The organism is Paenarthrobacter sp. NPDC057981 (assembly GCF_042886835.1).
Classification (GTDB): Bacteria; Actinomycetota; Actinomycetes; order Actinomycetales; family Micrococcaceae; genus Arthrobacter.
In genome coordinates, this window is sequence record NZ_JBHVQI010000002.1 from 252,032 (window position 1) to 266,175 (window position 14,144).

The window sequence follows — 14,144 nt, forward strand, 5'->3', positions numbered from 1 at the left end:
TTGCGGACAACTGGCAAGGTGCCGGACCGAATCCAGGAACGAACGTAGGCTCGCGCATTCGGGTCGGGAACGGGATTAGTCCAAAGTTCTTTGGACTAATCCCGGGCAATCGATCCGGATTATACTGTCAGACCCAGACTCTATGTTGGAGGCGTGCCTCATAATAGTCCTGAACTACCCAATGGCTACGCCAGTATGCTCGTGTCCCTGAAGGAGCTCGTCAGCTCGGCACAAGTTCGCGCGCAGCAGGCCGCGAGCAATGCCATGGTCCAGATGTATTGGGAGATCGGTTCCGCAATCCTGGAACGGCAGGCAGCTCAGCCGTGGGGTGCCAAGATTCTCCAGCGGCTGGCAGTGGATCTTAAAGCAGCATTTCCGCACATGCGCGGCTTCTCGCGCTCCAATCTCTTTTACATGCGAGGGTTCGCAGCGGCCTGGGATCTGTCCGACCCTGGCGACCGGGCGCGGGTCGGCGGGCTGCCGTGGGGACACATCATTGAACTGCTTAAGCTGAAGGACCCTGAGATCCGCAACTGGTATGCGGAACACGCACGCGAGCTCAATTGGAAGCTTGAAGTCCTCGAGCACCAGATAACGACTGGACTGCACCGCAGAGCGGGTGCAGCGCCAAACAACCTCAAAGAACGTCTTTCCGAAGATGGAGCAGCATTGGCGCGAAGTGTGGCCAAGGATCCTTTGGTTTTCGACTTCCTGGGGCTGACGAAGGAGGTCGAGGAGTTGGCCATGGAGGAGGCGATGACCCAGCGGATGTCTCAGACGCTCGCCGAGTTTGGCCTGGGATTTGCCTTTTATGGCCGGCAATTCCATCTCGATGCCCACGGTGAGGACTTTTACATCGACCTTCTCCTGGTTCACGTGCCGACCAACCGCTTTGTGGTCGTGGAGCTGAAGTCCGGCAGGTTCAGACCCGAACACCTCGGGCAGCTGAATTTTTACGTGGCTGCTGTCAACGACTTAGTGAAGTTCCCGGGCATGGCCCCCACAGTCGGAATTCTGGTTTGCGGCTCCAAGCATGAGCCGACAGTGAGGTACGCGCTCGACGGTTCATCCCAGCCGGTCGCCGTGAGCTCCTACACGTACGATTCTCTTCCGCCGGAAGAGAGGGCAGCTCTGCCATCTCCAGAAGCAATTACCGCCGCACTTGAGCAGGGAACTGTGACCGGGTCTGGTAAGCGCGACTGAGTACGGCACCGCGCCGAAGGTTTGTAGAAAGGTCTGGTGGCACGTTTCCTGAGGGTCTCCCGGGCCGTCATCCGGATGTCGCTCTCGCATGCCCTATGCTCGACTTCAGAAGCGTTGTCTCTGAAGCCACAGATCAAGAATCTGCCAGCATATTGGGGGTGTGAACCATGGCACTGCGTTTGGTTCAAGTGAATTTCAAGGCCCGGGATGATTCGGCCCTCGGGCAATTCTGGGCTGACGCCCTCGGCTGGGGTGTTTCCAGCGAGGGACCCGGCGTCACCAATGTGGAACCACTTGGTTTCACGTGGCCCGACCCCACGGCCGTGTGCGTGGACGTGGTCACTGTTCCGGACCCTGAGACGGTGAAGTACCGTGTCCACCTGGACCTTGCCACCACCTCTGCCGCCCACCAGCGCGAGCTTGTCGAGCGTCTGAAGGGACTCGGAGCGACGCTCGCCGACATCGGCCAGGGAGACGTGCCGTGGGTGGTGATGGCTGATCCTGAAGGCAACTTGTTCTGTGTCCTCGAGCCACGGCCGATCTACCAGGACGCGGGTCCCATCGCCACGGTGGTAGTCAACTGCGACAATCCCAGGGCCATGGCCGATTTCTGGAGTGAGGCCATGGACTGGACCTTGCACGAGGTCAACGATGAGCATGCGAGGTTGAGGTCGTCCAAAGGCGTGGGCCCCTACCTCGAGCTCCTCAAAACCTCGGACCCGGACGCTCTACAGAGCCGTATCCACCTCGACGTGATGCCCTACCCCGGCGACGATCAAGCCGCCGAGGTGTCCCGGCTGCACTCCCTTGGGGCCCATGACGCCGACGTTGGCCAAGGGGATGTCCCGTGGAAATGTCTTAGGGACCCTGAGGGAAATGACTTCTGCGTGCTGGCGCCCCGCTAGCCAGCGCGGCCCAAGGCGACTACCGCCCGGCCGCCTTCAGCAAGTGATCCGGCAGTCGGTTGCCGGGCGCCCGTCCCCGGATTTCAAGTAGTTCGCGGGCATGTGCGTGCAGCTTCTTGTCTTCATCAGACACGGGAACCCACTCCGGAATCGGCACGGCCGTACCGGTTTCGTCGCGCGCCACCATCACAGTGAGGCAGTACGTGGTCAGGTTCATCTCGCGGGTCTTGGGATCGCCTGAGCGAACGTGGACCGCGATGTGCATGCCCTTCGCGCCGGTGTACACCAGCCGGGCTTCGACTTCCACCACATGACCGATCAACAGCGGCCGGTAAAAACGAACGCCCCCGGAAAACACCGCGACGGTGTCCTTGCCGCAGTAGCGCGAGGCGCAAACGTACGCGGCCTCGTCGATCCACTTCATCACGATGCCACCGTGGACTTTGCCGCCCCAGTTCACATCAGTGGGGGACGCCATGAACCGCAGTGTGACGCGCTCGGCGGTCCCGGCGTCGGTATATTCCTGCGCGTTCATCGCATTGACGATCTGCTCACGGACTTCGATGCGTGCCAGGGCGTGATCGCGGGCCTCGATCTCAGCAGGCGTGGAGGGCTCGAACTGGGGGACAGGGATCGGCTTCCCGTCGGGCCCGACGGCAACAAAGATCACCATGCACTGGCTGTGCATCGTCTCGGGGCCGCCCTTGGGGTCGTGGGAGCTGACCACTGTGTGGATGTGCATGGAGGAGCGGCCGGTATAGACGATGGTGGATGTTACCTCCACCATGTCGCCGCTGTTCACGGGATCAGTGAAGTGGATGTTGCCCACGTAGGCCGTGACGCAATAGGACTTGGCCCATCCCACGGCCGCTGCATAGGCGGCTTTGTCGACCCACTCCAGGACGGTGCCGGCGTCAACGGATCCGCTGTGGCCCACGTCCATGGGGGCTGCAAGGAAGCGGAGGGTCACGGAATTCGAGGGGGACTCGCTCATGCTCGAAGTTTACTGGCGCCGTGTTTCTGTTACGTGACTAAGACTGCGCCGCTGAGTACCCGAACAGCGGCATTTGCTCTCTAAATGAGAATCAATATCATTTAACGCATGCATCATCACACAATCCCTGTCACCTTGCCCGCCCGAAAGCGTCGCCTTCGCGCAACGCCGCTTGCCGCCGTCGGGCTTTCCGCCCTTCTCCTTACCGCCTGCGCCGCACCCGGCGGTTCTGCCGGCAGCGCGAGCGACGCGTCGCCGTCGTCCGCTTCGAAGCCCAGCCCTAAAGAGGCTGGCGCGCCGACGCCCCGCTTGGTTTACACGCACGACGGCGGCATAGGAGTCCTCGACGCCGCCTCCCTCGCCGAAGTGGGGGGCGCCGGACTGCCGGGCTTCAACCGCCTCAACCCCGCTGGCGATGGTCGGCATGTATTCGTCTCCACCGGCGACGCCTTCCGCCTCTTCGACGCAGGAGCCTGGTCGGAACCGCACGGGGACCACAGCCACCACTACGTCGCCGAGCCCGCGCTGACCGATTTTGCCTTCGAAGCCGACAAGGCTGGCCACGTGGTGCTGCACGCCGGCAAGACCGTGCTGTTCAGCGACGGATCCGGCAAGGTGGAGAGCTTCAAAAGTTCCGCTCTGGGTGCCGCCGTGGAAGACGGAAAGTTGCCCGCCACCGATGTCTACACCACACCCGAAGCACATCACGGCGTGGCGGTGGAACTGGAAGACGGCAAGCTGCTGGTGACGCTCGGCAACGAGGAAAGCCGGTCGGGGATCGCCGTGCTCTCTGCGGGGAAGGGCCAGGACCGCCAGGAAATCCTCCGCAACGAGGACTGCCCTGGTGTCCACGGTGAGGCGGTCGCTGCCGGTGAAGCCGTGGTGGTCGGCTGCGAGAACGGCATGCTTATCTACAAGGACGGCGCCATCACCAAGGTAGCCAGCCCCGACGCCTACGGCCGCCTGGGTAACCAGGCCGGGTCGGAAAAATCGCCCGTAATCCTGGGCGACTACAAGGTGGACAAGGCCGCCAAGCCTGAACGGCCCACGCGGATCTCGTTGGTCAACACCGAAACGGCCGCCCTGCAGCTCGTGGACATCGGCACCAGCTATTCGTTCCGCTCGCTGGGCCGCGGCCCCGCAGGCGAAGCACTGGTACTCGGCACCGATGGCGGCCTCCGGGTGATCGATCCACTCTCCGGCGCGGTCACGGCAACCATTCCGGTAGTGGCGCCCTGGGAGGAATCGGCCACGTGGCAGGACCCTCGGCCCACCCTTTTCGTCCAGGGCTCGACGGCGTATGTCACCGAACCCGCGACGCAGTCACTTCACGCTGTGGACCTGAAAGCGGGCAAAGTGGCCAAGTCGGCGAAGCTTGAGCACACCCCGAACGAACTCACCGGTGTGACTGGTTAGTTCCTGCCTCACTTCTTGACGGCCGCCAGTGCAGCCTTGGCGGTGTCCACGTCGGTGACCAGGGTATCCACCAGTCCTGATTTCAGGGCCGCGATCACAGCTCGTTTCTTGCCGGGCCCGCCTCCTAGGGCCACTTTGAGCGGTACGGAAGCCAGTTGCTGTGTGGTGATGCCGATCATGCGGCCGTCAAGAAGGTGAAGCTCCTTGCCATGGGTGTCCAGGAGGGTGGTTCCGATTTCTGCCGCGACGCCCTGTTCGATCAGTGGGCCGAGCTCGCCCGTCTCGTCCAGAAGGCTGGCCAGGAGCGAACTGTGGGGCCACCCACCCACGGTGAAAACGGCTTTATCCAGTAAGTCCATCCGTTTCAAAGCCTGACGAACCCCGGGCTGGCTCCGGATGACCTGCGCCGCGACGGGATCAGTCGCTATGACGGGCGAATGAAGCGGAAACATCCGTCCTTGGGCCACTCGGCGCAACTCCATGATGACCTCCAGATTGTCATCGTCCGTCGATGCGACGCCCGTTAGCTGCACCAAGTCGCAATTTGGTGCGGTTTGTATCCGCGCGCAGGTCTCCAGGATGGTCCGGCCCGGCCCGAGCCCCAAGATGTCATCTTCTTCGATGAGGTCAGAGAGGAGCTTCGACGCGACGGCGGCGATAGCGGCGCGGGCGGCCTTGTCACCCTCAGCTGCCGGGATGCAGACAATGGCCGATTCCAAGCCATAGGAAGAGGCCAGCGCCTTGGAAAGGGTGGCGTCAATGGGGTCGGGGAGTCGTGGGGTGACTTCCACCAGCCCCTGCTCCCGGGCGTACTTCACCATCCGACCAACGGCAAAACGGGAAATCCCCAATTCCTCGGCTATGTCCACTGTTGGCCGGCCGAATTTCAGGTGCTGCATGGCCGCGTAAACGTGGCGCAGCTGCTCTTCCATGCTCAATTCCTTGCTCACCTGAGCATCATAGACCAGGTTGTGAGCGCTCTCATTAGTCTTTCATCTACACCCAGTGGCACCGACGCCGCAGGGTTGCCGCGAGTCCAAGGAGTAGATGATGGAAGTTCAGCGTTTCCGCCCAAGCCGTCGCACCGTGATGCAAATGGCAGTGACTGCAGTAGCCGCTACGGCTACTCTCGCCGCCTGCTCGCCTGGAGGCGGAGCGGATTCCACAGCCGATGTCGATTCATTCGGCTGGCGGAACTTCGAAGGAAAAAGCCTCAATCTCTTGATGAGCGAGCACCCGCTCTCTGCAGCGATCAAGCCGCAGCTGAGTGACTTTGAGACGAAGACCGGAATCAAGGTGAACCTTGAAACCCTCAGTGAATCCGACTACATGGTGAAGATCCTGACTGAACTCCAGTCGGGCTCCGGTGCCTACGACGTCTTCATGACGTCCCAGCCCATGAACTACCAGTACGCAGCCGCCGGTTGGATCGAGGACCTGCAGCCCTGGGTGGACAACTCCAAGCACACTGCTCCTGACTACGACATCAACGACTTCTTTCCAGCTTTGTTGAGCGCTGAGCGTTGGGATAAGACCAACTTCGGAGGTGCAGGCAAAGGCGGTCTGTGGGCGATCCCGGCGAACGAGGAAGGCTACGCGCTCTTCTATCGCAAGGACATTCTTGAAGCCAACAACGTCGAAGTACCGCAAACCATCGACCAGCTCATCGCCGCAGCGCAGAAGCTCAACGGGATCGACTTCGGTGGGAAGAAGATCTCCGGCTTCGTCAGCCGCGGCGACAAGACCTACCCCACGCTGAACCCCTTCTCCACCTTCGCCGGAGCCTACGGCGTCAAGGACATCACCGATGGAAAAGCCACCGTCAACTCTCCCGAGGGCATTGAAGCGACCAGCAAGTGGGTGGAGCTGATGAAGACGGCGCCCAAGGCGGCCAGCACCTACACCTGGTACGAGGCACAGCAGGACTTCCTGGCGGGTACTTCGGCGTTCTACATCGACGCCGACCACATGGCTCCGGATTTTGAGAAAAAGGGAAGCGCGATCGCCGGCAAGGTGGGCTACGCCCTGCCGCCCGAGGGTCCCAAAGGCCGCTCCTCCAGCATGTGGCTCTGGTCGCTGGGAATGAACTCGTCGTCGAAAAACAAAGGGGCAGCCTGGCAGTTCATGCAATGGGCTACCTCCAAGGAACTCCTGACCTCCGCCATCGCAGCAGGAAACATGAATCCAACCCGTATGTCGGTGGCCAACAGCCCGGAGATGGTCCAAGCCACCGCCGGCTGGGGCGACTACAACAAGACGTGGACTGAAATCCTCTCGAAGTACGCGTCCTGGCCGTATTCGCCGTCGGCCAGTTGGACGAACGCAGGCGACATCTGGGCCACCGCAATCCAGTCCGCCATCTTGGGCCAGGCGTCCGTCGAGGACGCCCTCAATGACGCCGCAAAGAAGATCGACGCCGTTATCAAGTAACCCTGCCGACACTTCCCGCGGTCCTTGGAGGCGTACTGCCGCGCCGGCCGCAGGGCAGAGTTGCATCAACCAAGGGAACCCATGAAACACAAACCTTCTCTTCCCTACCTATTACTCTTACCCGCCCTGGCGCTGCTGGTGGCGATTCTCTACCCGTTCCTCACCGGGGCGTGGTGGTCGTTCACCTCGTACCGGCTCAACCGGGGCGCGCCCGTGCCCAACTGGGGAGAGAACTTCCTCAATCTCTTCTCAAGCGGGGAGGGCCTGCATGCAATCGGCATCACACTCGGCTACGCGGTCGTCGTCGTGGTGCTTGAATGCTTGTTCGGGATAGGCCTGGCGATGCTCCTTAACTACGTGGGCCGGATTGGAAACTCTTTTCGGCTGCTGATAGTCCTCCCGTTGCTGCTGCCTCCGGTGGTCGCGGCTCTCATGTGGAAGGTCATGCTGACCGAAAACGGTGTTGTGAACTGGTTGCTGGAGGCAGTGGGGTCCCAGAAGTTGCTCTGGCTGAACGGACCGGACAGCGCCCTCTGGTCTGTTGTCCTCATCGACGTCTGGATCTTCACGCCGTTCGTGGTGCTATTGGCGCAAGCAGGTCTCAAGAGCGTCCCCAAGGAACTCAGTGAGGCTGCCGCCATGGATGGCGCGGGGCCGGTTCGAAACTTCTTGTCGGTGACGTTGCCGATGCTCATGCCCGTCCTGGTAGTCATCATCACATTCAGGGGCATCGACTCGCTGAAGATGTTCGACATTATCTACACCACCACCAAGGGCGGACCTGTGGATGCGACCACCAATCTGCATGTCATGGCCTACCTGGATGGCATTCGCAACCTGAACTTCGGTGCAGCGATGGCAGCTTTGATTGTCCTCTGGCTTCTTTGCTACCTCATCTCCTTTTTCCTGCTCAAGGCCCGTCGTAAGGAGGCATTTTCATGAGCAGCACAGTTGTCGAGCCTGCGGTAAGCACCCGAAGGACTCCGCCGGCGCCTGCCACCTCCCGCCGGGAAAGGTCAAGGAAGCTCCGACGCGCAGCGGCCATCGCCGTCCTGACACTCTGGACCGTGTTCGCATTGGCGCCGATTGCCTGGATTTTGATGATGTCCTTCAAAATGCCGGGCGACATCGTGGTCTATCCGCCGAAGTTCCTGTTCTCTCCAACTTTGGACAACTACGTGAAGGTGCTCAGTGGCAGCGCGTTCATGACGCCGTTCGTGAACTCCCTGATAGTGACGCTGGGCTCGCTGGTGCTGACCCTGCTCATTGGCCTGCCGACTGCCTACGCCCTGGCGCGCTTCAAGTTCCGGGGCCGGGAGAACATCGCGTTCAGCATCCTGTCCCTCCGCTTTGCTCCGGAGCTGCTGATCATCCTTCCGCTGTACCTGATCTTCCAGAAGATCGGTTTGTACGACAACTATCTGGGCCTGATCCTGGCTTACCAGCTGGTGACGCTGCCGATGCTCGTGTGGATGCTGCGCTCCTTCATCGAAGATCTCCCTGTCGAACTGGAAGAAGCGGTTGCCATGGACGGGGGAAGCCGCTGGACGGCGTTCCGGCACGTGTTGTTCCGGTTGATCGCACCGGGTCTGGGTGCCAGCTTGATGCTTTCCTTCATCTGGGCGTGGAACAGCTACACCTTGCCACTTGTTCTGAGCGGCAAAAACACCCAGGTAGTCACCACGGGCATTCAGCAGTACATCGCCTACCAGTCCATTGACTGGGGTCCGATGGCGGCGGCCACAGTCGTCTCCATGGTCCCTGGAATCCTCTTTGCTCTCTTCTCCTTGCGCTGGATCGTCGGTGGTCTCACTGCCGGCACGGTCAAGGGCTGACCACACCCCACCTCGAAAGGACATAAACATGTCAATCCCTGCAACCATGCGCGCCAGCGTCCTGACCTCGCCCAAGACCATAGAACTTCAGGAAGTCGCAGTTCCGGAGCCGCAACCGGGCCAGGTGCTTGTCCGCGTGACGGCGGTGGGGGTCTGCGGTTCGGATACCCATTTTTACGAAACTGGTTCAATCGGCGACATAGTCGTCGAAGGTCCCATCGTGCTGGGGCACGAAACGGCCGGTGAGATTGTCGCCGTCGGGCCTGGCGTCGACAGCAGCCGTGTAGGAACACGGGTGGCGGTTGAACCGCAGACTCCTTGCCGGAAGTGCGATTACTGCAAGACGGGCCGCTATCACCTGTGCCGGGACATCTTGTTTTACGGGGCTTGGCCCGTTGACGGCTCCTTCGCGGAGTACGTAATTGTCGACGACGACTTTGCGCATGCCGTTCCTGAGGAAATCTCCGACGAGCAAGCAGCCCTTCTCGAACCACTGTCCGTGGCCGTCCACGCAGGCCGGCGGGCAGGTGTGAAGGCCGGAGACAAAGTTCTCATCACTGGTGCGGGGCCGATTGGGGTCATGAATGTCCAGGTCGCCAAGGCGTTGGGTGCCAGTGAGGTAGTCATCAGCGACCCGATCGCGCACCGTCGGGACTTTGCCGTGGCCCACGGGGCGGACTTGGCACTTGACCCCACCACGAGCGGTTTGGACGACTATGCAGAGTATTTTGACGTTTACATTGATGCTTCCGGCAACGCTCGGGCGATCTTGCCCGCCTTCCCCGCCGTCAAACGGGGTGGGACCGCATGTCTGGTGGGGATGGGAGGGGATGAACTGAATGTTCCCATCGCCATGATCCAGCACCGCGAGATCACTTTGACCGGGACGTTTCGGTATGTGAATACGTGGCCCACGGCAATTGCGCTGTTGGCCTCGGGAGCTGTGGATGTGGAAGGCATCGTCACGGGGCGCTATGGGTTGGAGGACGTTGAAGAGTCCCTGATGAAGGCAAAGAAGGACCCTATGGCGATCAAAACCATGGTCATCCCCGTCCCGCAGACAAAGCGGTAGCAGGACGATCGCTTTGAACCGGATTGACAACAAAAGGGCCATCGAATGGGAAGTCAGCGAGTTTCTCTTCGATATGGATGGAACGCTCCTGGACTCCATCGCGGCGGTGGAGCAGGCGTGGCACGAATGGGCGGTAGAGGAAGGGGTGACCATTCCTGACGGGGAGTCGTTTCACGGACGCACGTCGCGGGACTTGGCTGCGTCATTCGTACCTGAAGAACGGATAGCTGCTGCCCTCCTCCGGCTCAGCGAAATTGAGCAGAACCCCCGGGCCCCGGTAACACCGCTGCCTGGGGCGCTTGAGTTGTTGGCTGCAGTTCCCGGCGACCGGTGTGCGGTGGTGACCTCTGCCGCACGCCTGGTAGCCCAAGCACGGTTGGCTGCCGGGGGGATTACGGCCCCCGCACTGCTGATAACGGGTGACGACGTTACGCGCGGCAAGCCCGACCCCGAGCCTTACCGTGCCGGTACGCGTTGGGCGCGGGACGGCGTGCCGCCTGTTGCTTTTGAAGACACCGTCGCCGGCTTGCGTTCAGCCCGCAGTGCAGGCTGCCTGACGGTCGGCCTTCCGGGTACTGCGACGACGGCGGAGCTCCAACCCCATGCCGACGCCGTCGTCACCTCACTGGCCGACGTCGCCGTTATCGTGGGGACGGACGGCAGCCTTCGGGTGCGCCTGCACGCCCTGGGCCCTCTCTCACATCCCACCCTTTAAACGCCGACGCTCTATCACTTCCGCCAGGGGAGTGATAGAGCGTCCGGGTGAAGGGGGTGGGATGTGAGAGAGGGCCAGAGGGGCCTACGCCAGGACGCGGAGCTTCGAACCGGATCGACCAAAGAGCGCTGCATCCGCGGAGAGGCGACCCGCGCCAGCCAATGCCAGGGCAAGGGCCGCACCGGCGAAGAGCAGCACCAGCTCGTATCCGCCGTTACCTACAAAGATGCCGGCCGGGGCGTGCACCAGGAACAGGGCCCCCAGCATGTCAACGGCAAGGAGTGCTGCGAAAACGCGGGTCAGGAGTCCGAGGATCAGGGCGATGCCGCCCACAAGTTCCAGGGTTGCGACGATCGGGGCTACGACGGAAGCGCCCGGAACGCCCATTTGCGTGAAGGACGCCTGGGTTCCGGCGATGGTGAATTCGTTGAACTTCTGCCAACCGTGCGCGGCGAAGAGAAATCCTGCAATGACGCGCAGGATGGTCAGGGCTGTGGTGGTCAAGCTGGACTTGTTCATGCTTCAACCCTTGCAGGTGATTAGTTGAAGTGTCAACTAATCACAGCGCGCATCCAAGTAATTCCCAGCTACTTACGAGGTTTCGCCTGGAGCCACGGCTGAAGCAGCCGGGTTGTCACCGGAAGGAAAATGTACGTCATCAGGGGAGTCAGGATGACGATGTTGAGCAGCACCGCAAACACCAGCGGCCAGTTCTGCGTCACCGGGTGCAGGAGGAAATTGGCCAACAGGCTAAGCGGGAAGAACGGCAGGAAGATGCTGATGGCCTGCTTCCAGCGCGGCGGGACCACGGTCTCAGGGACCACGACCGAGACGTCCCCGGGCTGCGAAAACCATCCTTCGATGCCCGTGTGTCGTTCCACGCGGGTTGTCTCCATCATGTCCCTGGCACTGTCGATCCACCAGCGCCTCTCCTCGGAGTCCTCCCATGCCTGCAGCGACTCAGCGTCGGCGAAGCGGTAGAGCATGTGCCATTCGGTGGAGTCGACGCCGTTGCGGACCCAGCCCGATCCCAGGTAGCCGGGCCACTCGCGTGCGAGTTCCTGCCCGGCGTGGGCCCACGCGTTGGCTTGGCGGGTGTAGCCCGGGAGGATGGTTCGGGCGACGGAAACAGTGACGGGATGCTCATATGACACGGCCCAAATGTACCCGGCCCCCGGCAGACTAGGCTTGTTTAGTGCCTCAAACCACAATCGCTCCCGCCCGCTCGAACGCGCGCGAAATCCTTCGCCTCGCCGTACCTGCTTTCGGCGCGCTGATTGCCGAGCCGCTCTTCCTCCTGGCCGACTCCGCGATCGTGGGGCATTTGGGGGTGGACCATTTGGCCGGTGTCGGCCTGGCGTCCACCATCCTGCACACAGCCGTCGGACTTATGGTCTTCCTTGCATATTCGACGACGCCGGCAGTCGCCCGCGCGATCGGCGACGGGAAGCTGGGCAAGGCTTTGGCGGCAGGGCGCGACGGCGTGTGGCTGGCATTGTTGTTGGGGCTGCTGCTCGCTGTGGTCGGCTTTGTTGCAGCTGAACCCCTTGTTGGCCTCATGGGCGCGACCGGTGATGTGCAGGGCTTTGCCGTCGACTACCTCCGCTGGTCCATGCCCGGTCTGGCGGCGATGCTCCTGGTCTTCGCGGGCACTGGTGTCCTCCGCGGATTGCAGGACACACGCACCCCCCTACTAGTGGCGACGGCCGGTTTCGCGCTCAACATAGCCCTCAACTGGTTCCTGGTGTACGGCATGAACCTGTCCGTAGCGGGCTCCGCCATCGGCACGAGCATCGCCCAGTGGGCCATGGCGGCGGTGTATCTGGTGATGGTGGGCCGCAACGCGCGGCAGCACGGCGTTTCCCTGAAGCCCGACTGGCATGGCATCCGGGCCATGACCAAGGTCGGTTCCTGGCTCATGCTCCGCACGCTGAGCCTCCGCCTGGCAATCCTGGCAACGGTACTGGTGGTGACGGCACAAGGCGCGGTCAACCTCGCGGCGCATCAGTTGGCCATGACCATTTTCTCCTTCCTTGCCTTTGCCTTGGATGCCTTGGCCATCGCGGCGCAGGCGTTGATCGGCAAGGAGCTGGGGGCCCGCCACGCCGCCAAGGCCCGCGAACTGACGCGCACCATGATCCGATGGGGTCTGGGATTCGGCGTGATCACGGGAGCGGTGCTGGCCGTCGCGGCTCCCTGGGCCGGGTATATCTTCACCTCCGACTCCGGTGTCCGCTCGGCCCTGACTGTGGCGCTTTGGGTACTTGCGGTGGGGCAGCCCATTGCCGGGTACGTCTTCGTCCTGGACGGTGTCCTCATCGGCGCTGGCGACGCGCGCTATCTGGCGATTGCCGGCGTCGTCAATCTGGCGGTCTACTTGCCGCTGCTGGTGGCTGTCCACCAATTAAGGCCCGACGGCGAAGCGGGGCTCCTGTGGCTGTGGGCCGCGTTCGCGTTGGGCTACATGCTGGCGCGGGCGGTGACGCTGGGGCTGCGGGCGCGGACCGATCGGTGGATGGTGCTGGGTTCGCACTAAACTGGACGGGTGACTCTTCCAGCGACTCCTGCCCAAACCCCGTCTGCCCTTCCGGCGGGGCCGTGGAAACCAGTGCTCATCCGCGCGACGGTTGCGGTGGTGTTCGGCCTGGTGACGATCTTCTGGAGTTCGCCGTCGGTGCACGTGCTTGCGTGGGCCGTCGGCCTGTATCTGCTGGGAACAGCGGCGGCAGTGTGGATGTCCCGTGCGCTGCCTACGGCCGTGGCCGTGGTGGTGGCCTCGGGCGGCGTGGCCGCTTTGGTCACGCAGTCCGATGAAGGGGTGGCCCTTTCCGCCATGCTCGCGCTGCTGGTGCTCGGGCTCCTGGAGTTCATGAAAGGCCTCAAAAAGCGCGATTCCCTGGCCCGCGACTGGCTTATCTCGGGGATCATCTCGGTGGGTACGGCCATCGCGTTGCCATTCTTCACTTCGCTGGGCGCGCACGCCCTTTTGGGTGTTTCCGGCGGTGGCGCGATTCTCTCCGGGGTTCTGTGGATGCTCTCCGGCTTGTCGCTCCGGCATGATGCCCGAACCGATGCCAGGACCTCTGCGCCCGGCGCTTCTCCGGAGGCCGTAAACTAGTAGTTGGACGTTCTACTCGTTGTAGAACTTTTGCAGACCGGCGGACGCGTTCCGCCATCATTGGAGGAATGACCGTGGCAGACCAGACACCAGGAGAACCGCGCAAGATGCGGACCTCGGTCAAGGGACCGCTCATGTTCTCCGCGTTCTTCGCAGTGCTGGCTTTCTTTGCCGTGCTGATCTTCGCTTCAGGCGGCAGCGCGCGGACTCCCCGGTTCGACCTCGCCTTCACCGGCGCAGGCATCGCCTTCATCGTGAGCCTCGTCGTGGCAGCCATGCTGTCCATGAGCTACAAAGAAAACGCCGACCACCTCGGCAAGGGTTCGGGGGTCAACCTCAGCTCCAAGCGTCCGCACGGCGGATCGGCGGCTCCGGAGTCGCCTGACGGGACTGAAACGCCCGACGCCGGCCGCTAACCTTCCAGCGCTTCCCCACTTTGGTTGGGGGAGCGCTTTT

15 protein-coding genes are annotated in these 14,144 nt (G+C 62.2%); 11 read left to right on the forward strand and 4 right to left on the reverse strand.

Features of this window, described 5'->3' with window-relative positions; translation table 11 throughout:
- Positions 1 to 195: 195 nt before the first annotated feature.
- Together ACFVSI_RS04290 and ACFVSI_RS04295 are read left to right on the forward strand one after the other, a co-directional pair.
- On the forward strand, positions 196 to 1,203 hold the full coding sequence (locus ACFVSI_RS04290) for a YhcG family protein (RefSeq protein WP_387820069.1): 1,008 nt from the start codon (positions 196 to 198) through the stop codon (positions 1,201 to 1,203).
- A gap of 167 nt (positions 1,204 to 1,370) precedes the next feature.
- Complete coding sequence (locus ACFVSI_RS04295; protein ID WP_387820071.1) at positions 1,371 to 2,108, forward strand: VOC family protein; 738 nt, start codon at positions 1,371 to 1,373, stop codon at positions 2,106 to 2,108.
- Positions 2,109 to 2,127: 19 nt separating this feature from the next.
- Here ACFVSI_RS04295 and ACFVSI_RS04300 read toward each other — a convergent pair whose 3' ends face one another.
- Positions 2,128 to 3,102 (reverse strand): acyl-CoA thioesterase, encoded by a 975-nt coding sequence (locus ACFVSI_RS04300; protein WP_387820072.1) that lies wholly within the window; start codon positions 3,100 to 3,102, stop codon positions 2,128 to 2,130.
- A gap of 108 nt (positions 3,103 to 3,210) precedes the next feature.
- Here ACFVSI_RS04300 and aztD point away from each other — a divergent pair, with 108 nt between their 5' ends.
- The gene (gene aztD / locus ACFVSI_RS04305) at positions 3,211 to 4,518 is read left to right on the forward strand and encodes a zinc metallochaperone AztD (RefSeq protein WP_387820074.1); all 1,308 of its coding nucleotides are present in this window, start codon (positions 3,211 to 3,213) and stop codon (positions 4,516 to 4,518) included.
- Between the two features lie 8 nt (positions 4,519 to 4,526).
- On the opposite strand, the gene ACFVSI_RS04310 is transcribed toward aztD, so the two are convergent.
- Entirely contained in the window at positions 4,527 to 5,468 is a 942-nt protein-coding gene (locus ACFVSI_RS04310) for a sugar-binding transcriptional regulator (RefSeq protein ID WP_387820076.1), read from the reverse strand.
- Between the two features lie 145 nt (positions 5,469 to 5,613).
- On the opposite strand from ACFVSI_RS04310, the gene ACFVSI_RS04315 reads away from it, so the two are divergent.
- The 5 genes from ACFVSI_RS04315 to ACFVSI_RS04335 all read left to right on the forward strand — a co-directional run bounded on the left by ACFVSI_RS04315 (position 5,614) and on the right by ACFVSI_RS04335 (position 10,570).
- A complete protein-coding gene (locus ACFVSI_RS04315) occupies positions 5,614 to 6,948 on the forward strand; it encodes an ABC transporter substrate-binding protein (protein WP_387820078.1) in 1,335 nt (444 codons plus the stop codon).
- A gap of 81 nt (positions 6,949 to 7,029) precedes the next feature.
- Positions 7,030 to 7,890, forward strand: coding sequence for a carbohydrate ABC transporter permease (locus tag ACFVSI_RS04320; RefSeq protein WP_387820080.1), 861 nt, complete (start codon positions 7,030 to 7,032; stop codon positions 7,888 to 7,890).
- The gene (locus tag ACFVSI_RS04325; RefSeq protein ID WP_387820081.1) at positions 7,887 to 8,783 is read left to right on the forward strand and encodes a carbohydrate ABC transporter permease; all 897 of its coding nucleotides are present in this window, start codon (positions 7,887 to 7,889) and stop codon (positions 8,781 to 8,783) included. Before ACFVSI_RS04320 ends, ACFVSI_RS04325 begins: the two co-directional genes overlap by 4 nt.
- A 28-nt stretch (positions 8,784 to 8,811) precedes the next feature.
- Entirely contained in the window at positions 8,812 to 9,855 is a 1,044-nt protein-coding gene (locus tag ACFVSI_RS04330; RefSeq protein ID WP_387820083.1) for an NAD(P)-dependent alcohol dehydrogenase, read from the forward strand.
- A 13-nt stretch (positions 9,856 to 9,868) separates the two neighbouring features.
- On the forward strand, positions 9,869 to 10,570 hold the full coding sequence (locus tag ACFVSI_RS04335) for an HAD-IA family hydrolase (protein ID WP_387820085.1): 702 nt from the start codon (positions 9,869 to 9,871) through the stop codon (positions 10,568 to 10,570).
- A gap of 84 nt (positions 10,571 to 10,654) precedes the next feature.
- Here ACFVSI_RS04335 and ACFVSI_RS04340 read toward each other — a convergent pair whose 3' ends face one another.
- Together ACFVSI_RS04340 and ACFVSI_RS04345 are read right to left on the reverse strand one after the other, a co-directional pair.
- Positions 10,655 to 11,089 carry a DoxX family protein gene (locus ACFVSI_RS04340; RefSeq protein ID WP_387820087.1) on the reverse strand — a complete coding sequence of 145 codons (435 nt, stop codon included), beginning with the start codon at positions 11,087 to 11,089 and terminating at the stop codon, positions 10,655 to 10,657.
- 68 nt (positions 11,090 to 11,157) lie between these two features.
- Positions 11,158 to 11,724 (reverse strand): antibiotic biosynthesis monooxygenase, encoded by a 567-nt coding sequence (locus tag ACFVSI_RS04345; RefSeq protein WP_274258593.1) that lies wholly within the window; start codon positions 11,722 to 11,724, stop codon positions 11,158 to 11,160.
- A gap of 41 nt (positions 11,725 to 11,765) precedes the next feature.
- On the opposite strand from ACFVSI_RS04345, the gene ACFVSI_RS04350 reads away from it, so the two are divergent.
- The 3 genes from ACFVSI_RS04350 to ACFVSI_RS04360 all read left to right on the forward strand — a co-directional run bounded on the left by ACFVSI_RS04350 (position 11,766) and on the right by ACFVSI_RS04360 (position 14,104).
- The gene (locus ACFVSI_RS04350) at positions 11,766 to 13,106 is read left to right on the forward strand and encodes an MATE family efflux transporter (protein WP_387820089.1); all 1,341 of its coding nucleotides are present in this window, start codon (positions 11,766 to 11,768) and stop codon (positions 13,104 to 13,106) included.
- A gap of 9 nt (positions 13,107 to 13,115) precedes the next feature.
- Entirely contained in the window at positions 13,116 to 13,688 is a 573-nt protein-coding gene (locus tag ACFVSI_RS04355) for a hypothetical protein (protein WP_387820091.1), read from the forward strand.
- Positions 13,689 to 13,756: 68 nt separating this feature from the next.
- The gene (locus tag ACFVSI_RS04360) at positions 13,757 to 14,104 is read left to right on the forward strand and encodes a hypothetical protein (RefSeq protein ID WP_144660441.1); all 348 of its coding nucleotides are present in this window, start codon (positions 13,757 to 13,759) and stop codon (positions 14,102 to 14,104) included.
- Positions 14,105 to 14,144 lie beyond the last annotated feature (40 nt).